Annotated in this window: 24 protein-coding genes and 1 tRNA gene; 22 read left to right on the top strand and 3 right to left on the bottom strand. The window is 39.6% G+C overall.

The window, feature by feature from the left end; translation table 11 throughout:
- Positions 1-107 precede the first annotated feature (107 nt).
- The 6 genes from mreC (at position 108) to BZZ03_RS10020 (ending at position 6338) form a co-directional block, all read left to right on the top strand.
- Positions 108-965 carry a rod shape-determining protein MreC gene (gene mreC, locus BZZ03_RS09995; protein ID WP_019291475.1) on the top strand — a complete coding sequence of 286 codons (858 nt, stop codon included), beginning with the start codon at positions 108-110 and terminating at the stop codon, positions 963-965.
- Between the two features lie 2 nt (positions 966-967).
- Positions 968-1474, top strand: a complete 507-nt coding sequence (gene mreD, locus BZZ03_RS10000; RefSeq protein WP_019291476.1) for a rod shape-determining protein MreD — start codon at positions 968-970, stop codon at positions 1472-1474.
- Positions 1475-1615: 141 nt separating this feature from the next.
- Complete coding sequence (locus tag BZZ03_RS10005; protein WP_086583194.1) at positions 1616-2986, top strand: CHAP domain-containing protein; 1371 nt, start codon at positions 1616-1618, stop codon at positions 2984-2986.
- 180 nt (positions 2987-3166) lie between these two features.
- On the top strand, positions 3167-4396 hold the full coding sequence (locus BZZ03_RS10010; RefSeq protein WP_086583195.1) for a coiled-coil domain-containing protein: 1230 nt from the start codon (positions 3167-3169) through the stop codon (positions 4394-4396).
- Between the two features lie 211 nt (positions 4397-4607).
- On the top strand, positions 4608-5738 hold the full coding sequence (gene dnaJ, locus BZZ03_RS10015) for a molecular chaperone DnaJ (RefSeq protein ID WP_029343495.1): 1131 nt from the start codon (positions 4608-4610) through the stop codon (positions 5736-5738).
- Between the two features lie 72 nt (positions 5739-5810).
- Entirely contained in the window at positions 5811-6338 is a 528-nt protein-coding gene (locus BZZ03_RS10020) for a YqeG family HAD IIIA-type phosphatase (protein WP_019291480.1), read from the top strand.
- Between the two features lie 174 nt (positions 6339-6512).
- On the opposite strand, the gene zwf is transcribed toward BZZ03_RS10020, so the two are convergent.
- Positions 6513-8000 carry a glucose-6-phosphate dehydrogenase gene (gene zwf, locus BZZ03_RS10025; protein ID WP_086583196.1) on the bottom strand — a complete coding sequence of 496 codons (1488 nt, stop codon included), beginning with the start codon at positions 7998-8000 and terminating at the stop codon, positions 6513-6515.
- A 23-nt stretch (positions 8001-8023) separates the two neighbouring features.
- A complete protein-coding gene (locus BZZ03_RS10030) occupies positions 8024-8203 on the bottom strand; it encodes a hypothetical protein (protein ID WP_019291482.1) in 180 nt (59 codons plus the stop codon).
- Positions 8204-8312: 109 nt separating this feature from the next.
- On the opposite strand from BZZ03_RS10030, the gene BZZ03_RS10035 reads away from it, so the two are divergent.
- The 5 genes from BZZ03_RS10035 (at position 8313) to BZZ03_RS10055 (ending at position 10807) form a co-directional block, all read left to right on the top strand.
- The gene (locus BZZ03_RS10035; protein WP_019291483.1) at positions 8313-9158 is read left to right on the top strand and encodes a sulfite exporter TauE/SafE family protein; all 846 of its coding nucleotides are present in this window, start codon (positions 8313-8315) and stop codon (positions 9156-9158) included.
- The gene (locus tag BZZ03_RS10040; protein ID WP_086583197.1) at positions 9155-9523 is read left to right on the top strand and encodes a DUF1634 domain-containing protein; all 369 of its coding nucleotides are present in this window, start codon (positions 9155-9157) and stop codon (positions 9521-9523) included. The genes BZZ03_RS10035 and BZZ03_RS10040 overlap by 4 nt, the downstream gene beginning before the upstream one ends.
- 47 nt (positions 9524-9570) lie before the next feature.
- Positions 9571-9653 (top strand) — tRNA-Leu (locus BZZ03_RS10045).
- Between the two features lie 52 nt (positions 9654-9705).
- Entirely contained in the window at positions 9706-9912 is a 207-nt protein-coding gene (locus BZZ03_RS10050) for a hypothetical protein (protein ID WP_019291485.1), read from the top strand.
- A gap of 10 nt (positions 9913-9922) precedes the next feature.
- Entirely contained in the window at positions 9923-10807 is an 885-nt protein-coding gene (locus BZZ03_RS10055) for an NAD(P)-dependent oxidoreductase (RefSeq protein ID WP_086583198.1), read from the top strand.
- A gap of 39 nt (positions 10808-10846) precedes the next feature.
- Here BZZ03_RS10055 and argS read toward each other — a convergent pair whose 3' ends face one another.
- Complete coding sequence (gene argS / locus BZZ03_RS10060) at positions 10847-12535, bottom strand: arginine--tRNA ligase (protein ID WP_019291972.1); 1689 nt, start codon at positions 12533-12535, stop codon at positions 10847-10849.
- 374 nt (positions 12536-12909) lie between these two features.
- On the opposite strand from argS, the gene argR reads away from it, so the two are divergent.
- The 11 genes from argR to glnA all read left to right on the top strand — a co-directional run bounded on the left by argR (position 12910) and on the right by glnA (position 24083).
- Positions 12910-13356: an arginine repressor gene (argR, locus tag BZZ03_RS10065; RefSeq protein ID WP_086583199.1), complete on the top strand. Its 447-nt coding sequence runs from the start codon at positions 12910-12912 to the stop codon at positions 13354-13356.
- A complete protein-coding gene (locus tag BZZ03_RS10070; protein WP_019293298.1) occupies positions 13346-13687 on the top strand; it encodes a YlbF family regulator in 342 nt (113 codons plus the stop codon). The genes argR and BZZ03_RS10070 overlap by 11 nt, the downstream gene beginning before the upstream one ends.
- 109 nt (positions 13688-13796) lie before the next feature.
- On the top strand, positions 13797-16304 hold the full coding sequence (mutS, locus tag BZZ03_RS10075) for a DNA mismatch repair protein MutS (protein ID WP_086583200.1): 2508 nt from the start codon (positions 13797-13799) through the stop codon (positions 16302-16304).
- A gap of 69 nt (positions 16305-16373) precedes the next feature.
- Complete coding sequence (locus tag BZZ03_RS10080; protein ID WP_086583201.1) at positions 16374-17039, top strand: hypothetical protein; 666 nt, start codon at positions 16374-16376, stop codon at positions 17037-17039.
- 170 nt (positions 17040-17209) lie between these two features.
- The gene (gene mutL, locus BZZ03_RS10085) at positions 17210-19096 is read left to right on the top strand and encodes a DNA mismatch repair endonuclease MutL (protein WP_086583202.1); all 1887 of its coding nucleotides are present in this window, start codon (positions 17210-17212) and stop codon (positions 19094-19096) included.
- 19 nt (positions 19097-19115) lie between these two features.
- Entirely contained in the window at positions 19116-20078 is a 963-nt protein-coding gene (locus BZZ03_RS10090; RefSeq protein ID WP_061414920.1) for a glycosyltransferase, read from the top strand.
- Positions 20078-20668 carry a Holliday junction branch migration protein RuvA gene (ruvA, locus tag BZZ03_RS10095; RefSeq protein WP_019335753.1) on the top strand — a complete coding sequence of 197 codons (591 nt, stop codon included), beginning with the start codon at positions 20078-20080 and terminating at the stop codon, positions 20666-20668. The genes BZZ03_RS10090 and ruvA overlap by 1 nt, the downstream gene beginning before the upstream one ends.
- Before the next feature lie 37 nt (positions 20669-20705).
- Positions 20706-21704, top strand: a complete 999-nt coding sequence (gene ruvB / locus BZZ03_RS10100; protein WP_019291964.1) for a Holliday junction branch migration DNA helicase RuvB — start codon at positions 20706-20708, stop codon at positions 21702-21704.
- Positions 21705-21799: 95 nt separating this feature from the next.
- Positions 21800-22234, top strand: a complete 435-nt coding sequence (locus BZZ03_RS10105) for a low molecular weight protein-tyrosine-phosphatase (RefSeq protein WP_019291963.1) — start codon at positions 21800-21802, stop codon at positions 22232-22234.
- Between the two features lie 86 nt (positions 22235-22320).
- The gene (locus tag BZZ03_RS10110; RefSeq protein WP_003133119.1) at positions 22321-22686 is read left to right on the top strand and encodes a MerR family transcriptional regulator; all 366 of its coding nucleotides are present in this window, start codon (positions 22321-22323) and stop codon (positions 22684-22686) included.
- Positions 22687-22742: 56 nt separating this feature from the next.
- A complete protein-coding gene (gene glnA / locus BZZ03_RS10115) occupies positions 22743-24083 on the top strand; it encodes a type I glutamate--ammonia ligase (protein WP_019291962.1) in 1341 nt (446 codons plus the stop codon).
- Positions 24084-24106: the final 23 nt, after the last annotated feature.

Genomic DNA, 24106 nt, shown 5'->3' on the forward strand with positions numbered 1-24106 from the left:
CCGATATAATTTTATAGAAGAAAATTTAATTATATTCTATCAAAAAGTTGACAATTTTGATAAAATAAAGAGGCTAAACAAAGCTCTTGCGAAGGGAAATATGAACAGTGAAAAAATTCAATCTTAGTAAAATGATTATTATCGCCTTAATTATTGTTATTTCAGCATTTACAGCAATCTTCATCTCGGCTGATAATTTTAAAAATAATAAAAATCCATCAACGATGACACAAATTATTAATGATGGTACAGGAACCATAGACAGAATCATTGGTGCACCAATCCGCTTTGTTCAAGACAAAGCCAATCAAGTGGGCAATCTTTTTGATACATACAAGCAAAATCAGTCCCTAAAAACGCAGGTGGCAGACTTAAGTAGTTCAAAAAATAACCAAGAAAGTCTAGAAGTTGAAAATAAAGAATTAAAAGAAGCATTGAAGCTTCAAGAAACATTGACAGACTATAAGAGTATTTCTGCAAATGTGATTACCCGTAATCCGGCCAGTTGGGCAGATACGCTCGTAATTGATAGCGGCAGTAAACAAGGCATCAAAAACCGTCAACTCGTCATGGCTAATGGGGGTGTTATTGGGCGTGTAAGTCAGGTAAACGAAAATTCCTCTAAAGTTTCCTTGTTGAGCTCCGATAAAGGTATTGACGCTAAAATCCCCGTTCGCCTTGGTAGCCCGAGTGATCCAGTAAATGGACTTCTTGCGAGTTATGATGATGATCAGAATGCTTATGTTGTCACTTCTTTAGTAGGGGAAGGTAATATCGAAAAGGGAAGCCAAGTTGTTACTAGCGGTCTTGGAGGTGATTCGCCGCGTGGTCTCTTGCTTGGAACCGTAATTGATGTTAAAGAAACAGATCAAGGCTTGAACCGTAAAGTATATGTGAAACCTGCCAGCAATTTGTATGATATCCGGTTTGTCTTTGTGATTCAAGGCATGATTGGAGGCAACTAAATATGAGTCGTTTTAGCTTCCAGTTTTTTAGTCCCTTATTTCTTTTTTTCCTACTCTTGCTTGATGGGCAGCTGACGCATTTCTTTACGGCTTTGTCTGGTGGAAGTATTATGCCTGTAAGCCACTTGTTGCTCATTTTTATGGTATATACTGTGACACAGCACCGTCATAGCTATGTTCTTATCGTAGGTGTTCTTTTGGGAATTATCTATGACAGCTACTTTTTGGGAATTTTTGGTATTGCAAGTTTGATTTTACCTCTTATTGCTCTTTTCGTTTATCAAATCCAAACGGTTGTCTTTACCAATCGTTGGACACGTTTATTTACAGTGATTATCATTGTTTTTGCTTTTCAAGTTTTAAGTACGCTTATTGTTAACTTAGTCGGTGTTGTCAATGTCAATTTTGTCTCATTTATCGTTAGGCAACTTGCACCAACGTTAGCCCTAAATATTGCCTTTGCAATACTGCTGCAATGGCCTTTAGAAAAGATGTATCGCCTTCGGTGAACATCTTTTTGTAATCAAAGGGTAAAAAAAGTATTCTTAAAGAAATTAAATTGACTTGATTAAGTTATAAAAGAGTGTTATACTTGGGACTATCTTGGCGTTATATTTATAAATTATAGAAAACGGGAAGAAAAGAAAACTATGAAAAAGAAACTTATCACAGCATTGATGTTGTCGACAGTCATTTTATCTTCGGGTGCAAGCCTTGGAGCGGTAAAAGCGGACAGCACAGATGATCAAATCGCAAAGCAAGATGCAGCAATCAGCGCTGCTAAAAGTTCTTCTGCTGAAGCGCAAGCAAAAGTAGATGCGATTCAATCACAAGTAAATAGCTTACAATCTAAAAAAACTTCAACAGCAAATGAAGTAAATAAATTGATGAAGGAGCAAAAAGAACAATCAGCAGAGATTGCTCGTTTGCACAAAGACATCAAAGAACGTAACACAGCTCTTGAAGCACAAGCACGTAGCGCTCAAACAAGCGGTTCAGCGACAGACTATATGTCTACTATCTTGGATTCAAAATCTTTGACTGATGCAATTCAAAAAATGACAGCGATGGCAACCGTTTCTGGTGCCAACAAAGCCATGCTTGAAAAGCAACAAGAAGATGAAAAAGCTATTCAAGCTAAGTTGAAAGATAATGAAGCAAAATACGCTAAATCTACAAAACTTCAACAAGAGTTAGAAACACAAAGTAACGAGTTGGCAAGCCAAGAAGCCGCCCTCAAAGTTGCTCAGTTAAATTATCAAACAACAATTGCTAACTCTGAGAGTAAAAAACAAAGTTTGATTGATCAAAAAGTAGCTGCAGTAGCTGCCCAAGAAGCTGCAGCTAAAAAAGCTGCAGAAGTGGAAGCTCAACAAGCTAAAGCTGAACAAGCTGCTCAAGCTGCTCAAAAAGCACAAACAGAACAAGCTGCAGCATCTAAGAGCGAAAATAAATCAGATGCAAGTACAGTAAATACAGAAACAGTACCTGTTGTTACAGCACCTATTGAGACTACTCCAGCGGCTTCTGCACCAGCAGCATCAACACCAGCTGTAGAAGAAAGCAAACCAGCATCAAACAACAACACAACAACTACGAATACTGGTTCAAACTCAACTACAACTACTGATACTGGTTCAAATAATACTAATAATAATAATGTATCTGGTGGTTCAGGTTCATCAAGTACTCCAGGATCAAGCTTGAGCAATCCTTACCCTTGGGGACAATGTACTTGGGGAGTTTGGGAATACTTTGGAGGCAATATACCAACTTACGCAGGTAACGCAGCAGACTGGGCAACATATGCTAATAGTGGTCCTGCTGTCGGGACAATTGCAGTATTTCCACCAGGTAACCAAGGTGCAGGTGGTTTTGGTCACGTTGCTGTGGTCACAGCTGTAAATGGTGATAAACTTACTATCTCAGAAACAAACTTCTCAGGTCCTAATGGTGGAGGCCTCGGTATCCGCACAACTCGTGAAGTTTCAGCTGCAGGTGTAAGTTTCATCCGCCCATAAGAAATAATTCAAAACAAGTAATGAAATATTGCTTGTTTTTTTGTGCATTGATAAAAAACAGAAACCGACAGAAACAAACTTAAACGTAACTGTAATTGATTTGTTACAAAACGGGTGGAGGCACATGATACAATATACTATATTCACCGAACTAACCTAGGGAGGCAAATTTAAAATTTTATGAAGAAAAAACTTATTACAGCATTGATGCTCTCGACAGTCGTGCTTACGGCTGGCGCACCTTTTGCTGCCGTAAAGGCTGATTCAACAGATTCAAAAATTGCACAACAAGATTCAAAAATCGCTAATGCAAAGAATGAAGCTGCTAAAGCGCAATCACAAGTTGATTCAATTCAATCACAAGTAAGCACTTTAAAATCAAAGCAAACATCAATGACTAAAAAAGTTAATGAGTTGATGGCTCAACAAAAGGAACAATCACAACAGATTCAAAAGTTGAGTGAGAGTATCAAGGAGCGCAATACTGCCCTTGAAGCTCAAGCACGTAGTGCACAAACTGATGGTTCAGCAACAAACTATATGTCTGCTGTACTAGACTCAAAATCTTTAACAGATGCGATTCAAAAAATGACAGCAATGGCAACTGTTGCTGGCGCTAACAAGTCAATGATTGAGCAACAACAAGCTGACCAAAAAGCTATTCAAACGAAGTTAGCTGATAACCAAAAGAAATATGCTGAAGCAACAAAACTTCAACAAGAGTTAGACGCACAAGCTAATGAGTTGGCGACACAAGAAGCTGCTCTCAAAGTTGCTCAGTTAGACTACCAAGCTACAGTAACTACTGCAGAAGGCAAAAAACAAGATTTATTGAGCCAAAAAGCAGCAGCAGAAAAAGCAGCTCAAAAAGCAGCAGCAGCAGAAAAAGCAGCAGCAGCGAAGTCTGTAGTAGCTCAACAAGAAAAAGCTGTAGCTGCAGCACCTGCAGCTTCTAATCCAGCTCCAGCTTCTAATAATACTGCTGACAATAGCAATTCGTCTAATCCATCGACTGGAAATAATACAGGTGGCAATGGTAATTCTTCTAAACCAACGCCAACACCAGATCCAACTCCGATACCAACACCAGATCCAGACCCAGGACACAGTGGTACTAACCCTTATCCAGCTGGTCAATGTACTGCATTTGTTTGGGACTACTTTGGTGGTAACATGCCAACATACATGGGAAATGCTGGTGACTGGGTGGCTTATGCAAACAGTGGACCTGCAGCAGGTACAATTGCTGTATTCCCTCCAGGTAATCAAGGCGCAGGCGGCGTAGGACACGTTGCAGTTGTTCTTTCTGTATCTGGTTCAAAAATGACAGTTATTGAAGGAAACTTCAACGGCGGTTGGGGAACAACACGTGAATGTTCAACAGCTGGTGTAAGTTTCATTCGACCATAATTAAATAAAATTTAAATACAAACTACGGTTTGTATTTTTTATCTCTAGGATTTAGCACTCTTTATATAAGAGTGCTAATTTTTTTGCCAAAAGTCATAAAAAATGCTAAAATAGATTATGGTAGAAGTGAATATAGTCTACTTTTAGAGAGTAAGTGGTTGAAAAACCAAGTAAATCTCTAAAAATTCCATGTCAAGAAGGTTTAAATCATATGAATAACACAGAATTTTACGAACGCCTAGGTGTGGATAAAAATGCCAGCCAAGACGAAATTAAAAAAGCTTATCGAAAGATGTCTAAAAAGTATCACCCAGATATTAATAAAGACCCGGGTGCAGAAGACAAGTACAAAGAGGTTCAAGAAGCTTATGAAACTTTAAGTGATGAACAAAAACGTGCCAGCTACGATCAATATGGTGCTGCAGGTGCTAATGGTGGTTTTGGCGGAGGTCAAGGTGGTTTCTCTGGCTTTGACGGTTTCCAAAGTGCAGGCGGCTTTGGCGGTTTTGAGGATATTTTCTCAAGCTTCTTTGGTGGAGGCGGTGGCCAAGCTGATCCAAATGCACCACGCCAAGGAGATGACCTACAATATCGTATCAATTTGACGTTTGAAGAAGCTATTTTTGGTGTTGAGAAAGAAATCAAATACCATCGCGAAGAGCTTTGTCACACTTGTGCAGGTTCAGGTGCCAAACCAGGTACTCATGCTGAAACATGTCATAAATGTCATGGACGAGGACAAACACAAGTTATTCGAGACACTCCATTAGGGCGTATGTCAACAAATGTCGTCTGTGATGTTTGTCATGGTACAGGTAAGGAAATCAAATCTCCTTGTCCAACATGTCACGGTACAGGTCACGAAAAATTGGCACACACAGTTAAGGTAAAAGTACCGGCTGGTGTGGAATCAGGTCAACAAATGCGCCTCCAAGGTCAAGGTGATGCTGGGACAAACGGTGGCCCTTACGGTGATCTCTATGTCCGTTTCCAAGTTGCTGCAAGTGATAAGTTTGAACGTGATGGTAGCGAAATTTATTACAAGATGCCATTGAACTTTGTTCAGGCAGCCTTAGGGGATGAGATTGAAGTTCCAACTGTTCACGGTAATGTGAAGTTGAAGATTCCTGCTGGTACGCAAACAGGTACTAATTTCCGACTTAAAGGTAAAGGTGCACCTAAATTACGTGGTAGTGGTCAAGGTGATCAACACGTTGTGATTAATATTGTAACACCAGAAAAATTGAATGATGCTCAACGTGATGCTTTGCGTGAGTTTGCAAAAGCTAGCGGACAAAATGTATCAGAACAGAAAAAAGGATTTTTCGATAAATTTAAATAAAAAAGCTGTCGTTAGACAGTTTTTTTTGTTTATCAATTAGGTAAATGCTGCTGTATTTGGTATAATGTTTTTATGAAACTTGTGAATTATAAACCAGACTATCTTCTAGAAGCTGTGTATAACTTGGATGTGGAAAACTTAAAAAAGCGAGACATTCGAGGAATTATGGTGGACTTAGATAATACACTTATTGCTTGGAATAATCCCGATGGAACACCCGAATTGCATCAATGGCTACAAACAATGCGTACAAATGGTATAAAGGTTATTGTTGTCTCAAATAATAAACATGACCGTGTCAAACGTGCGGTAGCTAAGTTTGATGTTGATTTTGTTTCGCGTGCGATGAAACCTTTTGCTTGGGGAATAAATAAAGCCTTAGTTAAACTTAACGAACGACCGGACCATGTCATTATGGTTGGTGACCAATTAATGACAGATATTCGAGCTGCACACCGTGCTGGGGTTCGCAGTATTCTTGTGAAACAATTGGTAGAGTCTGATGGTTGGAGTACCAAGTTTAACCGCTGGCGTGAACGCCGTGTGTGGAAAAAGTTGATTCGGAAATACGGCTATCCTAAATGGAATACAAGATTATAACTCTGCAGAGGCAGAGTTATTTTCTATTATTGGGCTTTTCCCGAGGTTTTCCACTGTATTTTTCTACTTATCCCAAGTTTTCCACAGTTTTACACACCTTATTCACAAAAATGTGGAAAACTGTGAATAAATGTGTGGAAAAAAAGAAACCTCAATGAAGTTTCTTTTTTTTATTTACATTAAACCACGTTCTTTATACCATTGATCAGGTTGCCAAATCCACTGTCTTCCATCTTTTTTGAGAAGTTCAAAGGCTTCTTGTGGTCCCATGCTTGCTGCTGGGTATTTCGGAAGATCTTGATGCGCTTCATCCCATGCTTGGCGAATAACATCAATAAGTTCCCAAGAACGGGAAACTTCTTCCCAGTGGGAGAAGTTAGTGCCATCACCATGTAAAACGTCAAGCAAGAGTTTTTCATATGCTTCAGGAGAATTTCCTAAAATTGCTGCATCATGACGGTAGCCCAATTTGATAGGCGCGATATTGAATCCTTGGCCAACTTCTTTCCCATTAATTGTAAGGGAGAAGCCTTCAGTAGGCTGGATATAAATGGTAAGGATGTTTTCCCCAAGATCTGTATCAAAAATATTATTAGGGTCCTGTTTGAAAACAATGTTAATTCGTGTTCCTTTTTCTGTCAGACGTTTTCCACTACGTACGTAGAAAGGAACACCAGCCCAACGGTCATTATCAATAAGGAATTTTCCAGCGACAAAAGTTTCTGTGTTAGAATCTGGCGCTACAGAGGGTTCAGAACGATAATCTACAAAGTCCTTACCGTCAATCTTACCCTCAATATATTGTCCAGGGATGAAAGCTTCAAGCGCTTCTTGTTTGGAATATTTACGAATGCTATGAAGGGCCTTAACCTTTTCGTTCAAAATATTTTTTTGTGTAAAAGTTTGAGGCTTTTCCATAGCCAGTAAAGCCAAAACTTGAAGCACATGATTTTGAATCATATCCTTGAGTGCGCCGCTCGTTTCGTAATAACCACCGCGATCTTCAACGCCAATACTTTCAGCAAAAGTAATCTGTATATTATCGATGTGGTCCTTGTCCCAGATGGATTCAAACATTTGGTTGGCAAAGCGGATAGCCGAAACGGATTGAATCATTTCTTTTCCGAGATAGTGGTCAATACGGAAGGTTTGATCTTCCGAAAAGACATCTTTAAGTGCAGTATTCAGTTCTTGAGCTGTTTCCAAATCACTTCCGAAAGGCTTTTCAATAATCACACGTTCAAAGCCTTTACCTGTCAGAATCTTTTCTGATTTGAGATGGTTAGCAATGATTGAGAAAAATTGTGGCGCCATAGCCAGATAGAAAACTTGGTTGCAAGCAGTATTATACTTTTCTCGGAGCTCATCTCCGAGCTCCTTGAGGGCATGATAGTGACTGCTGTCATTTACATCATGGCTTTGATAGTAGAAGTGGCTCGAGAAGTCATTGAGTTCTTCTTGGTCACTGCTTAAACCAGCTAAAGATTCCATAACGATTTGGCGATAATACTCATCGGTCCATGGGCGACGAGCAGTACCAATCACTGCAAAATTTTCTGCAATTTCGCCTTTTTTATAAAGTTGGAAAAGGGCGGGATAAAGTTTCCGTTTTGCGAGGTCACCAGTAGCCCCGAACATGGTAAAAAGTACTTGTTTACTCATTAGTCTCTTCTTTCTATTGATTATCAAACATCATTTTCAGCATAGTCGATATAAGTATCAACATAATCCAGATAGTCTTTATTTAACTGGGTCTTTATATCTTGATACTCAGCTTCAGTATAATCACGCTCAGCAATTTTAGCACGATAAAAAGGTAAGTTTAATTCTTTTTGAAGTCTCTCTTCAAGCTCTTTACGATTCATAATGATTTCCTTATATGAGAAAAATTTACTACTAAGAAAATTATATCACAAAAATATCTTTGCGCCCTCCAACTGAGATTCTTTCGAATGAAAGTGATAGAATAGGAATATGTCTTTATTAACTTTTACACTTTGCATGCTCATACTTGGCGTTGTTGCCGGTATTGTAGGAAGCATTTTAGGTCTCGGTGGTGGAATTATCATCACACCGATTATTACCTCTTTTTTTGGGGTTGATATAAAATATGCAATCGGTGCAAGTATTGTCGCTGTTATTGCAACGAGTTCAGGTGCTGCCATTTCTTATTTGAAAGATGATCTGGTCAATGTTCGGGTCGCCATGTTTTTAGAAATTTTTACCACAATTGGTGGATTACTAGGAGCGATTTTGGCCGGACTGTTTAATGCTGCGGTATTAAATATACTTTTTGCTTGTTTATTGATTTTTCAAGCCTATAATATGTGGCGTAAGCTACATCAAGGTGAAAAAGTCTTGCAAAATGTTACCTCAGACAAATGGGCAGAAAAGATGAAGCTTAATTCTTCTTACTTTGATAAGCAAACAGGAAAAGAGGTCGCTTATCAAGTGGAAAAAGTCCCAGCTGGTGCATCGATTATGTTTGGTGCAGGAATAGCTTCAGGACTTTTAGGAATAGGTTCGGGGGCATTTAAGGTTTTAGCTATGGATACAACGATGAAAATGCCATTAAAACCGTCAACCGCAACCTCAAATCTCATGATTGGGGTAACTGCAGCAGCTTCAGCGACGGTCTACTTCTTTAACGGCTATGTTGATCCGTCCTTAGCAGGACCTTTAGCGATAGGAATTGTAGCTGGCGCAGCTATTGGTTCGCGTATTATGCCACATTTGCCTGCTCGGACGATTCGCTTGATATTTATTCCTGTAATTGGTCTTATGGCTTTACAAATGATACTTAAAGGACTTGGTTTATGACGGAAGAAAAAGAAAAATTACTTGAAATTGAACTCAGAATAGGAAAAATTTTAAGAGCGGGTGTGTTTATTAGCTCGGCAATTATCATTATTGGTTTAATTATGTTTGTTTTCACGGGGCATTCTGGTTACCCAGGGACGACTTATCCTCGAGGCTTGTCGGAAATTGCAGAGGGGCTTGTTGCTTTTAAAGCCTTCGCTTGGCTTATGACTGGTCTGTTTCTTTTGATTTTAACACCTGTCCTTCGGGTAGTTGCTTCTATTTTTGCCTTTGCAAAAGAAGGTGATAAAATGTATGTCATTATTACGATGATGGTACTCGCTATATTGATTATAGCTATCCTTTTAGGGCATACAGGTGCGTAAGCTATTTCTTGCAAAACACTATTGAAACTGGTATTATAGGTAGTGCTGGGGGAGTGGTGGAATGGCAGACACGCATGCTTCAGGTGCATGTGCTCGTAAGGGCGTGGGGGTTCAAATCCCCTCTCCCCCATAACCAGTTACAATCTCGCTTAGGCGGGATTTTTTATTTAAGAGGTGAATATATGGCAAGAAGATTGACAAAAGAAGAGCTACAGGAGCGTATAGATGAAAATCCCCTCCGTGCTCTAGCAAGTATAGGAGAGGAAGTAGGTTTAACACGTGTTGGGATTGAAAAATTACTGAAAAGCTATAAGTTAGAAGATTATCGTAATCAAAAGATTAAAGCCTTACGTCGAACAGTAGCAAGGCAAAGAAGATTGAACAAATAAAGGAGAAATCATGGCAAAAATCGGATTTATCGGTACAGGAGTAATGGGCGCAGCAATGGCAGGTCATCTACTTGATGCAGGCAATGAACTGTATGTTTATAATAGAACAAAAGCAAAAACTGATTCTTTAGTAGCGCGTGGAGCAACTTACTGCGCGACACCGCAAGAAATTGCAGAAGTAACGGATATTGTTTTTTCTATTGTAGGCTATCCCAAAGATGTTCGCGAAATTTATTTCGGCGAAAAAGGTGTATTTAAGGCAGATGTACAAGGCACGTTTTTGGTGGATATGACGACATCAGAGCCGGCTTTGGCTCAAGAGATTTATCAGGCTGCAAAAGAAGCAGGAGCTTCGGCTTTAGATGCTCCAGTATCGGGAGGTGACATTGGGGCAAAGAATGCCAGCTTAACAATTATGGTAGGTGGTGAGAAAGAAGCCTATGAACATCTCTTGCCTTACTTTGAAGCTATCGGCAAAACGATTACACGTCAAGGAGCAGCAGGAGCGGGTCAACATACCAAAATGGCCAACCAAATTGCTATTGCAGGAACGATGACTGCAATGACAGAGCTGATGGTTTACGCAGATAAAGCTGGTTTAGATGTGGAAAAAGTTCTTCAAACAGTAGGAGGAGGCTCGGCAGCCACTTGGTCAATGACTAATTATGCACCGCGTATTTTACGTGAGGACTTTAGTGCGGGTTTCTTCGTTAAACATTTTATTAAAGATTTAGGAATTGCTTTAGCTGAGGCTGAAAAAATGGGGATTGAACTTCCTGCCACAGCAGGAGCGAAAAAACTTTATGATCGTTTAGCAGAAGAAGGATATGAAAATGATGGCACTCAGGCGCTGATTAAACTTTGGTGGCCAGAAGGCGTGAGACCGAATAAATAAAAAAAATAGACCATGTGGTCTATTTTTTTATTTGAAAACTTACATTTCCTCTGGTGCTTCTACACCAAGCAGACGCAATGCTTCTTTTAAGACAAGAGAAGTTGCATTAGCAAGTGCTAAACGTGCTTGAAGCCCTTCGTTGTCCTCAAGGATACGTACATGTGCATAATATTTGTTAAAAGCTTGTGCTAAGGAAATTGAGTATTTCGCAATGATAGAAGGTTCATACTTATCGGCAGCACGTTTAACAATGTTACCAAAGTCTTGGAGTAGCTTCACAATTTCCCAAGCTTCAGCTGGTGTTTCTTCAACATTGACTGGCTGCGGTACATAGTTTGCTTTACGTAAGATTGAACGGATACGTGCATACGCATATTGTACGTAAGGGCCAGTCTCACCTTCAAATGAAACCATCTCTTCAAGGTTGAAGTCATAACCATTGTTACGGTCGGTTTTTAAGTCGTAGAACTTCACGGCACCAACCCCAACTTGTTGTGCAACACGCTCTTTGTTTGGCAAGTCAGGATTTTTATCGTTGATTTGCTTCAGAGCACGTTCTACCGCTTCGTCAAGTGTTGTTTCTAACTTAACAACGTGACCTTTACGTGTTGAGAATTTTTTCCCGCCTTGCGTTACCATACCGAAGGACACGTGTGTCATGTTGTCTGACCAGTCGTAACCGGCTTCCTTGAGTACTGCCTTCAATTGTTTGAAGTGGTTTTGTTGCTCGCCACCAACAACATAAAGTGATTTTACAAAATCAAAAGTTGCTTTACGGTACATTGCTGTTGCTAAGTCACGTGTAATGTATAATGTTGCACCGTCAGTTTTTTTAATCAAGGCTGGGTTGAGGTTGTATTTTTCGAGGTCTACAACCATCGCACCTTTAGATTCGTGCATTAAGCCTTTAGATTCTAGGTCTTCAACAACGGCATCCATCTTATCAGAGTAGAAAGATTCACCTGTAAAGTGATCAAACTCAATGCCTAATTTACCGTAAATACGGTTAAATTCAATCAAGCTGACATCAGAGAACCATTTCCAGATGCGAAGGGCTTCCTCGTCACCTTGTTCCATTTTAAGGAACCAAGCGCGACCTTCTTCGTCTACCGCGGGATCTTCTTTAGCTTCGGCATTGATTTGTACATAAAGCTTCAATAACTCATCGATTGGATTGGCAGTAATTGTCGCTTCATCACCGTATTTTTTATAAGCAGTGATCAAGAGACCAAACTGTTTGCCCCAATCTCCCAAGTGATTGATTTTGATTGTATTGTAACCAATCTTTTCATAAATTTTTGAAAGCGAGTCTCCGATAACAGTTGAGCGCAAATGACCAATAGAAAAAGGCTTGGCAATATTTGGAGCCGACATGTCAATAGGAACATTAGCACCATGACCGATATTTTGGTCGCCATAGTCTTCTTTTTCAGTGATAACTTCGTTGATAACTGCTGTGGCAACAGCTTTTTTGTCAAGGAAGAAATTCACGTAAGGACCAGTAGCAACTACTTTATCAAAGCCAGTAGCATCAATGTTCTCAGCGATTTCACCAGCGATGATTTGTGGGGCTTTGCGCAAAGTCTTGGCTAAACTGAAAGCTGGAAATGCGATATCGCCCATTTCTGATGATTTTGGTTTTTCAAGCAAATTTTCGATTTGTTCGAGTTCAAGCGCACCATCGAGTACGGCGAACAAAGATTTTGCTGCTAATAGTTTTTCATTCATGGAATAATTATACCATAATAGAAATAAAAAAGTATAGTGCTTATTGTGTTAAATTTTAAGCTTTATGAGTGAAGTGAGCCAAATAACTTATAGGATAAGGAGTATTCTTTTTCAGAGATGTTTTTTTGTGTGATGTGTTGAATTTACGGACTGAAAAAATTATAAAAGATATATTTTGTATTTTTATACATTTTTGATTAGAAGGTGGAATGGTTGAAGCAAGGAAGAGGTCTCTTTATTCATTGGTATTATGAGGATAGGTGCATATATTTTTATCCTAAGAGGTAAAATGTGTATAAATAATAACTTAAAATAATGACAAATGTACCTTCATTCTTGTATTTTGTTGAGTATTTTTATGCTATAATGAGACTATGAAAAGAGAAGAACGATTAAATTTAATTAAACAAATTATCTCTGAAAATAAGATTGCGACACAGGAAGAGCTTCAAAGTGTCCTAGAATCTAGAGGGGTAAAGATTACGCAGGCGAGTCTGTCACGTGATATTCGTGAGCTGCATATTATTAAAAAGCGTGAAGACGGCAAGAGCTTTTATGTTTTTTTGACAGAGCTTAACTCGCCTTCACAATCTTTGCTGCAACAATATCTGACTAACTTTGTACTGAAAGTTGATGTTGCCAGTGTTAATGTAGTTGTACACACGCATCTGGGTGAGGCAGATCTTTTGGCGAATGCTTTTGATGATGAGCAACGCCCGGAAATTTTAGGGACTTTGGCTGGTGCAGATACTTTACTACTCATTTGTAAGGATGAAGCGGCTGCAGAAAGCTTAGCCTTGGAGATTAAAGATGCCTTATAATGCAAGTAAAGAAAAATTGATTGCGCATATTCTTGATTTGGATTATGTTAAGGCTTTTCAAAAAGCAGAAAACACCTTACAGGAAGAAAAAGAGCTGTTTGAGCAACAAAGTAAAATGAAGGAGCTGCAGAAGGAAGCTGTTCTCTATCAAAAAATAGGTAAAATACAGGCCTTTAAAGAAACATCTAATGCAGCACAAAAGATACACAAGTCTTTAAAAAATGATCCCTTAGTTGAGGATTATCTTTTAAAAATGCAGCCTGTTGATGCTCTTTTGAATCATGTGACAGGTGAAATTGAAAGTAAAGTTAATGAAGCCTTAGGACATTAGGTCGCTAGGAGAAGGACCTTGTGTCCTTTTTGTTTTTACCTACAAGCTTAAGCTGGCTTTTTGTATGTTATAATAGAAGCAAACAATTTTCAAAAGAAAGAAGAATTATATGTCTGAAAAAATTTCACCAGGAATGCAGCAATATCTTGATATCAAAGCTGATTATCCGGATGCTTTCTTGCTCTTTCGTATGGGAGATTTTTACGAGCTTTTTTATGAAGATGCGGTGAATGCAGCCCAAATTTTAGAATTGTCTCTGACTTCGCGCAATAAGAATGCAGAAAATCCGATTCCAATGGCAGGTGTTCCTCACCATTCAGCAGATCAATATATCGAGCAGCTTGTGAATCTGGGCCATAAAGTTGCCGTGGCAGAGCAAATGGAAGACCCTAAAACAGCTGTCGGTATTGTCAAACGTGCCGTCACTCAAGTTATCACACCAGGAACAGCTGTTGATGTGGGTTTAACAACGGAAAATAACTTTTTGGTGGCCTTGGATAAAGCTTCTGAAACATTTTCCTTGGCTTATATGGATCTATCAACAGGCGAATTTAAAGCAACACAGTTCTCTGATTTTTCAGCAGCCCTCAGTGAGATATCATCTCTAAAAGCACGTGAGATTGTCGTCGGTTATGAGCTATCAGATGATGACAGGCAAGTCTTTGAAAAACAGTTGAACGTGATGGTTTCAGAGCAATACGAGTATGAAGACGTTGCTTCCACACTTACTCCTTTGGAAAATCAAGTGGCTTCAAAGCTCTTGGCCTATGTTAATCGCACTCAATTGCGGGATTTGAGTCACTTACAGGAAGTGGAACACTATGAAATAAAAGACTTTCTGCAAATGGACTTTGCAACAAAATCTTCTCTAGAGTTAACCGCAAATAAACGCGAAGGAAAAAAACATGGGACACTCTATTGGTTGCTTGATGAAACCAAAACAGCTATGGGCACACGTTTACTCCGTAACTGGGTAGATCGTCCGTTGATTTCTGCCAGCGCAATCAATAAACGTGCGGATATTGTACAACTTTTCGTGGACAATTTCTTTGAACGGGCAGATTTGATTGAGGCTCTAAAGGGAGTTTACGACCTTGAGCGCTTGGCTTCCCGTGTGTCCTTCGGTAAAGTTCTTCCCGTGGATTATTTACAGTTAGAAAATTCTTTATCTAATGTCCCAGGCATTAAAAATGTTTTACTGACCATGAACAATCCAGCCTTGGAACCCTTGATCTCTCAACTGGATGAAATTCCAGAGCTTATCTCCTTGATACGTCAGGCAATTGACGAATCGGCGCAACGTGTCATCACTGAAGGGGGTGTCATTAAGTCAGGTTATAATGAGCAACTGGACAAGTATCGCGAAGCTTTAACAAATGGTACCTCGTGGATAGCAGAGTTGGAAGCGAAAGAAAAAGCCAACACCGGAATCTCGTCATTAAGAATTGATTTTAACCGCAAAGATGGTTATTATTTCCATATTACGCAGAGTCAGCTTGGTAGTGTTCCTGACCACTTTTATCGTAAGGCAACGTTGAAAAATTCAGAGCGTTTTGGCTCAAAAGAGTTGGCTGAAATCGAAGAAATTATGCTTGAGGCACGTGAAAAATCAAGTATTTTAGAATATGATCTTTTTGCGCAAGTACGTACAGAAACTGAACAATATATATCGCGCCTGCAGAAATTAGCAAAAGCAATTGCCAGTATCGACTGTTTGCAAAGCTTAGCGACTGTTGCCGAAAAATATCAGTATATCCGTCCAATTTTTACTCCAGAACGTAAGGTTAACATTATAAAAGGGCGTCATCCTGTGGTTGAGAGCGTTCTTGGGGCACAAGAATATGTACCCAATGACATTAAGCTACCGGACCAAACTGCAATTCAACTCATAACTGGACCAAATATGTCTGGTAAATCAACTTACATGCGTCAATTTGCGATGATTGTTATTATGGCACAGCTAGGTTCTTTCGTACCAGCTGAGGTTGCTGAACTTCCAATATTTGATGCTATTTTTACACGTATTGGTGCAAGTGATAATCTAATCTCAGGAGAGTCGACCTTTATGGTAGAAATGATGGAAGCCAATCATGCTATCCAACATGCTACGCCGCATTCTTTAATTATTTTTGATGAACTTGGACGAGGCACTGCAACCTATGATGGAATGGCTTTGGCGCAGTCGATTATTGAGTATATTCATGATAATATTCATGCTAAAACACTCTTTGCGACGCATTATCATGAGTTGACGGAGTTGGCAGATAATCTTAAGGAGTTAGAAAATGTTCACGTTGCCACCTTAGAAAAAGGCGGTGATGTGACTTTCCTGCATAAGATTACGGAAGGTCCAGCAGACAAATCCTATGGTATTCATGTGGCTAAAATTGCAGGATTGCCAACAAAATTACTTGAACGTGCCGATATTATTTTACAAAAGTTGGAGAATAAGCCTGTGATGAGCAAGGCACATGAAGTTGAAAAAGAGCAATTGAGCCTTTTCACTTTTGAAGATAACCATCAAGAGTTGATTGAGATGCTAAAAGAAACGAATGTCGATAATATGACAGCACGCGAAGCTTTGAACTTTTTGTGGGATCTCAAAGACAGGCTGTAAGATTTGGTTTTTAATGGTAAAATTGTTAGAATAAAGTGAATAAATATAGAAGTGTTAAAAGGAGAGTGTATGGCGGAAGATAAAGATAAAATCGTAGAAACACCTGAAGTCCCCGAAGTTGAAACTATGGAAGAAGATGGTGTTGGCGTAACTCCTGCAGGTAAACAGGAAGAAACTCTTATAGTATCAGAAACAGAGCGCTCTGTCTCGCCTGTTTCGGAGCCTGTGGAAATTGTGGAAACTACAACTGAAGAAGAGGTTACAGCTCCCGATGTAGCATCCAAAGACGAGATTCTTCCTGAAAAAGAAGAAACTGAAGCACCTCAAGTTTCTCCATTTGATTATGCAGATGAGCCATTTTTGGCAGACAACCGTGTCAAATCAGGAATAACTCCAAAATGGAACTGGGGTGCAATGGCTATGCCCGTCTTCTTTGGTGTAGCTAATCGCTCTTATCTCGGTTTGCTCAGTTTACTTGTATGTATTCCTTGGCTTGGCTGGATTTTTGGTATTGTTTGGGCTATTGTTTTCGGTATTAATGGAGAACGTTGGGCTCTACAAAATCCAGACAATCGCTACCGTGATGAAGAAGAGTTTCGTAAGGTTATGGACGGTTGGAATCGTGCCGGATTAGTTGCCTTTATCATTGGTGCAGTAGTTATCGTACTTCTCTTGCTTTTCTTTATGATTCTTGGCGCAGCTATATTCAGTAACATGGATCAGCTTCAGTATTAAAATAGATTAATGAAGTGATAATATGAGAGACCTCTCCGGTGTATTTCAGGAGAGGTTCTCTTTGTTGTCAAGAAGCTCTTCAGCTTTCAAATTTCTCTCTTTAAAATATGCTATAATAAGTACTGACTATGAAAAAGAGAAACAATCGCTTGATGCGGAGGTCTGAATAAGTGGGAAAAATAATCGAACTTGATGAAGCACTTGCTAATCAGATAGCAGCTGGTGAAGTGGTAGAACGGCCTGCTAGCGTTGTAAAAGAATTAGTAGAAAACTCAATTGATGCCGGTGCAACGCGTATCATTGTGAAAATTCAAGAGAGTGGCTTACGACTCATTGAAGTGATTGACAATGGAACGGGGATTGAAAAAGAAGATGTTGCTAAGTCTTTGAAGCGGCACGCAACCAGTAAAATCAAAAATAAAGCGGATTTGTTTAAAATCCGTACTCTTGGATTTCGGGGAGAAGCGATGCCTTCAATTGCTTCAGTCAGTGAATTTTCTATTGAGACAAGTGTGACAGATGAAGAGTCAGGTACACGCTTGATTAGTCATGGTGGAAAAGTGGACACATTAGAAGCAACTGCCCAAAGAGAAGGGACCAAGGTTACTGTACAAAATCTTTTCTACAATACGCCGGCACGCTTAAAATATATTCGCTCCTTGCAAGCAGAACTTAGCCATATTACGGATGTCATTAATCGTCAAAGTATGGCTCATCCCGAGATTTCTTTCACACTGATCAATGAAGGCAGAGAATTGATGAAAACGGCGGGAAATGGTGATCTACGTCAGGTTATCGCCAGTGTTTACGGCCTTTCAACTGCCAAAAAAATGTTAAAAGTAGAAGCGGAAGATTTAGATTTTACGATTTCGGGATACGTGAGTTTGCCTGAGCTGACACGTGCTAACCGTAATTACATTACCTTGATGATAAATGGCCGATTCATCAAAAATTTCTTGCTAAACCGTGCAATCCTTGAAGGATACGGTAATCGTTTGATGGTGGGGCGTTTTCCTATCGTTGTGCTTTCTATTGAGATTGATCCGCAATTAGCTGATGTCAATGTGCACCCGACAAAACAAGAAGTACGCTTATCAAAAGAGCGTGAACTAATGCGTTTGATTACAGAAGCTATTCAAAGTGTTTTTGTAGAGCAAACTTTAATTCCTGATGCATTGGAAAACCTTAATTCACGGCGGGCGAAAGTAGAGGAACAACCAGAAGTTACAAATGAGAGCAAATCAACAAACCTTTATTATGATAAGGTAAGTCAGGATTTCTTTGTGAATAAGACTCAGGTACATGAGGAGTACAGCATGCCTCAGGAGAAGGTTGTTCCTCCAGATGAAGCCCGCACACCTTCTATTTTCGAAGAAACTGTGGTCGAAGAAAAACAACTGGCTGAAAGCTCAGAGAAAATAGAAGAAAAAACGGCCTTTCCTGATTTGGAATACCTGGCACAACTGCATGCTACTTACCTGCTTTGCCAAGCGCAAGATGGACTTTATATTATTGATCAACATGCCGCCCAAGAGCGGATAAAATATGAATATTGGCGTGATAAAATTGGTGAAGTAAGCATGGATCAACAAATTTTACTGGCCCCTTACATTTTTAGTCTACCTAAGAATGATTTTTTGATGTTTTTAGATCGAAAATCTATTTTGGAAGAAGCAGGATTGTTCCTTGAAGAATATGGAGAAAATCAATTAATTCTCCGTGAGCATCCCACTTGGCTTCAAGAAAATGACTTAGAAGAAACAGTTTATGAGATGATTGATGAAATCCTTTTGACAAAAGAATTCTCAGTCAAAAAATATCGACATGATTTAGCAACAATGGTGGCATGTAAGAGTTCGATTAAGGCAAATCATCCGCTTGATGTAGAATCAGCGCGGGCATTAGTCAAAGAACTTGCTACTTGTGAGAATCCTTACTCTTGTGCGCATGGACGTCCAACAATTGTCCATTTTAATGGCGGAGATTTAGAAAAAATGTTCCGACGCCGTCAAGAAACACATCTTTCCAAAGCCGCAAGTTGGAAGAATATAAATTAAAAATAGGAAAAGAAGAAAAATGACAACTTTATACATGGTAGTCCCTTGTTACAACGAAGAATTGGTACTTGATGAAACATCACGCCGCCTTGAAGAGAAATATGCAGCTTTGAAGCAAGCTGGCAAGATTGATGAAAAAAGCCGTGTTGTTTATGTTAATGATGGTTCGCGAGACAGTACCTGGGAAAAAATTCAAGAAAAACATGCGGCCAATCCGATGTTTAGTGGTATCAATCTCTCACGCAACAGAGGGCATCAAAATGCGCTCTTGGCAGGTTTGATGCAAGTTAAAGACTTAGCAGATGCCGTTATTTCAATGGATGCGGACTTACAGGACGATATCAATGCGATTGATGCGATGCTTGAAGAGTACGAAAAAGGTTACGAAGTAGTTTATGGCGTACGTGATAATCGTGACACAGATACGGCATTTAAACGTCGTACAGCTATGGCTTTTTATGGCTTGATGAAGAAACTAGGCAGTGAATCTGTGCCCAATTCGGCAGACTTTCGCCTGATGAGCAGTCGCGCCTTAAATGGTTTAGCTGAGTATGAGGAAGTAAATCTCTTTTTACGTGGAATGGTCCCTCTTGTGGGATATAAATCAACAAATGTTTACTATAAACGTGGGGAACGTTTTGCAGGGGAAAGTAAATATCCTCTCAAAAAGATGGTGAGTTTTGCGATTGATGGTATTACTTCAACTTCAGCAACACCGATGCGCTTTATTTTTTGGACTGGATTGACAATGTTCCTTCTTGCTTTTGTAGCTGGAATTTATGTTGTAGCGCGTCATTTCATCGGAGGCTTTCCGACGACTGGTTGGGCCTCAATCATGGTTGCTATTATTGGGCTAGGTGGAATACAACTCTTGGCTCTTGGGATTATTGGTGAGTATATTGGTAAGATCTTCCTCGAAGTTAAAGCACGCCCACGTTTTATTATCCAAGACTTTATTAACACAGAAGGTGATGAGGGCTAATGTACGAATACTTCCAAGGCAAGTTAGTTAAAATTACACCAACATATATCGTTGTTGATGTCGCAAGTGTTGGCTATCTCATCAATGTAGCAAATCCTTATGCTTGGTCGCATATGATGAACCAAGAGATTAAAATATATGTACACCAAGTGATTCGGGAAGATGCACATAGCTTATATGGCTTTATGGATGATGCAGAGAAAGCTTTGTTTTTACGTTTGATTAGTGTATCGGGCATTGGACCAAAATCTGCCTTAGCAATCATCGCTGCAGATGATAATGTGGGTCTTGTTCATGCGATTGACAACAGCGATATCAAGTATTTGACGAAATTTCCAGGTGTCGGGAAAAAGACAGCGATGCAGATGGTTCTGGATTTAGCTGGTAAGTTTGATGCTACGACTTCAGCTGAAATGGTCAAAACTACGGCTAAAAATGAAAATCTAGCTCTTATTGAAGCGATTGAAGCTTTGCAAGCCCTAGGCTATAAAGCAACCGAGCTTAAGAAAATTCAGAAGAAACTTGAAGTTGAATCTGGATTGACCAGTGAAGAGTATATCAAAGCCGCTCTTAAATTAATGATGAAATAAAATCCGTACAATACGGATTTTTGTTATAATAAAAACAATGAACGAAAACTTATCACCAACACCACTTGAAGATGAAATGATGGTTGAGAAGTCTTTAAGGCCTCAATTTTTCAATCAATACATCGGTCAAGACAAGGTTAAAGAACAACTTGAAATATTTATCAAAGCAGCAAGACTACGTGAAGAAGTACTGGATCACGTGCTTCTTTTTGGCCCCCCTGGATTAGGTAAAACAACCATGGCCTTTGTTATTTCGAATGAGCTGGGGGTGAATATCAAACAAACATCGGGACCAGCAATTGAAAAACCAGGTGACTTGGTCGCTATCTTAAACGAACTTGAGCCAGGAGATGTCCTTTTTATTGATGAAATCCACCGTATGCCTATGCAAGTAGAAGAGGTTCTTTACTCTGCCATGGAAGACTTCTATATTGATATCATGCTCGGATCTGGCGATGGCAGTCGCTCAGTTCACTTGGATTTGCCGCCTTTTACATTAGTGGGGGCAACAACGCGAGCTGGGATGCTTTCCAATCCTCTGCGTGCGCGTTTTGGAATTTCGGCACATATGGAATATTACACTGAACGTGACTTGGAGGAAATTGTCAAACGGACAGCGGATATATTTGAAGTGGAGATTGTGGACCAAGGTGCGCTTGAGATTGCATTGCGAAGCCGAGGCACACCACGTATCGCAAACCGCCTGCTGAAGCGCGTTCGAGATTTTGCACAAATTATGGGTGACGGTCGCGTAGATAAAGAAATCACAGATAAAGCACTTCAGATTTTAGATGTGGATAATGCGGGACTTGATTATATTGACCAAAAAATCTTACGCACAATGATCGAAATGTATAATGGAGGTCCTGTAGGTTTAGGAACGCTAGCGGTTAATATAGCAGAAGACCAAGAGACTGTTGAAGATATGTATGAGCCTTATCTGATTCAAAAAGGGTTTATCATGAGAACTAAGCAAGGACGTAAAGCGACACCCAAAGCTTATGAACATTTGGGCTACCCTTATCAAGAGAAATAAAAAATACTCCGTATGGAGTATTTTTATATGTCTTACTTAAGTAAATTTCCATTATATGATATTTTTTATGCTCATAGCTGTGCTATAATGAAGATATGGAAAAAATAGTATTTGTCTGCTTAGGTAATATTTGTCGAAGTCCCATGGCTGAGTTTGTCATGAAGGACTTAGTTGAAAAAGAGGGGAAAAATTTCGAGGTGGAAAGTAGAGCCACATCGAGCTGGGAACACGGGAATCCCATCCATCCAGGGACACGTTCTCTTTTAACTACGTATGGCATCCCATTTGATGCTGCCAAAGGGAGCCAACAGATCTCACGGGAAGATTTTCAATATTTTGATCAAATTATTGCAATGGATGAATCTAACAAAGAAAATTTAGAGAAAATGGCTCCTGCAGACCAAAAATATAAAATAAAAATGCTTTTGAATAAATCAGTCCCAGATCCTTGGTATACGGGAGATTTTGAGGAAACTTATCGCTTGGTAAAAGAGGGTTGTTTAAATATTTTAGAAAATAATGGCAATTGATGTTATATGATATGACATAAACCTTTGACAAGAGATAAAACTAGGTTTATAATATGGCCATAGAGTTGAAGTTGAGGAGATGACGGGTGAAAGAACGTGAATTGAGACACTCCCTAGCAGTGCTACCTATTGGTACTGTTATGAAACTAACAGGATTGAGTGCAAGACAAATTCGCTATTATGAGGAACAAGGTTTACTTTTTCCAGAGCGTAACGAAGGTAACCGTCGGATGTACTCTCTTAATGATATTGAGATTGTTTTTGATATTGCTGATTTACTGTCGGAAGGCAATAATATCGCTGATATTAAGCGTATCTATGCTCAAAGACAGAAAAAAGCTATGAAAAATCTCTCTATCAGTGAAGTACATCTTGCTTTAGAACGTGAATTTGCACAGCAAGGACGCTTCGGACATCCAACATCAACTCATTTTAACCAGCCGCGTATGTAAGAAAAACTTACATCAAAGAAATTGAAGCATCGTTTATTCTTAAAAGGAGCCGTATTATGGGAATCACAGCAGCAAACATCCGTCGCGATGTCAAAGAAAAAAATATTAAGTTTCTACGTCTAATGTTTACCGATATTTTAGGAACACTTAAAAACGTAGAAGTTCCAGCAACTGATGAACAGTTAGACAAACTTTTTGACAACAAGATGATGTTTGATGGCAGTTCAATTGAAGGCTTTGTCCGCATCAATGAATCAGATATGTACCTCTATCCAGATTGGGACACATGGATTATCTTCCCTTGGGGAGATGAGTATGGAAAAGTAGCTGGCGTTATCTGTGATGTTTATACAGCAGAAGGACAACCTTTCCCAGGAGATCCACGTGGCGTATTGAAACGTAATCTTAAAAATATGGAAAAATTAGGCTTTAAAAAATTCAATCTTGGTCCAGAACCTGAATTTTTCCTCTTCAAGCTTGATGAAAATCAAGAACCAACACTGGAAGTAAACGATAAAGGTGGATATTTTGATCTCGCACCGACCGACTTGGCAGGAAATACACGTCGCGAAATCGTAAATGTCCTTACTGACCTTGGTTTTGAAGTAGAAGCAAGCCACCATGAAGTAGCTGTTGGGCAACACGAGATTGACTTCAAGTATGCCGATGCATTGAAAGCTTGTGACAATATTCAAATCTTTAAACTTGTGGTAAAAACAATCGCACGTAAACATGGTTTACACGCAACCTTTATGGCCAAACCTAAGTTTGGTATTAATGGATCTGGTATGCACTGCAACATGTCGCTCTTCACAGAAGATGGGCAAAATGCTTTCTATGATGAAGCAGGTGATATGGGACTTTCGGAAGCTGCAAACTACTTTATTGGCGGTTTGCTCAAGCACGCTTATAACTATACAGCCATCACTAACCCAACAGTTAACAGCTACAAACGTTTAGTGCCCGGATATGAAGCACCAGTTTACATTGCCTGGGCTGGTCGTAACCGCTCACCGCTAATTCGCGTACCAGCATCCCGTGGTATGTCTACACGTGTCGAGCTTCGTTCAGTAGATCCATCAGCCAATCCTTACTTGACAATGGCTGTTCTCCTTGCCTCTGGTCTTGATGGGATTGAAAATAAAATCGCCGCACCAGAAGCTGTTGAAGCGAATATTTATGTAATGACCGAAAGTGAACGTAAAGCACATGGTATTACAGACTTGCCGTCGACTTTACACAATGCTGTGAAGGCACTACGTGAAGATGAAGTAGTAACAGCTGCCTTAGGTGAGCATGTTTTGGTTAACTTTGTGGAAGCTAAAAAAATCGAATGGGCGAGCTATGCACAATTTGTAAGTCAATGGGAAATCGATAACTATTTGGAACTTTACTAAAAGAGATAAGCATCCTTGAGATG

The sequence above is a fragment of the Lactococcus petauri genome, from assembly GCF_002154895.1.
GTDB classification, from domain to species: Bacteria; Bacillota; Bacilli; order Lactobacillales; family Streptococcaceae; genus Lactococcus; species Lactococcus petauri.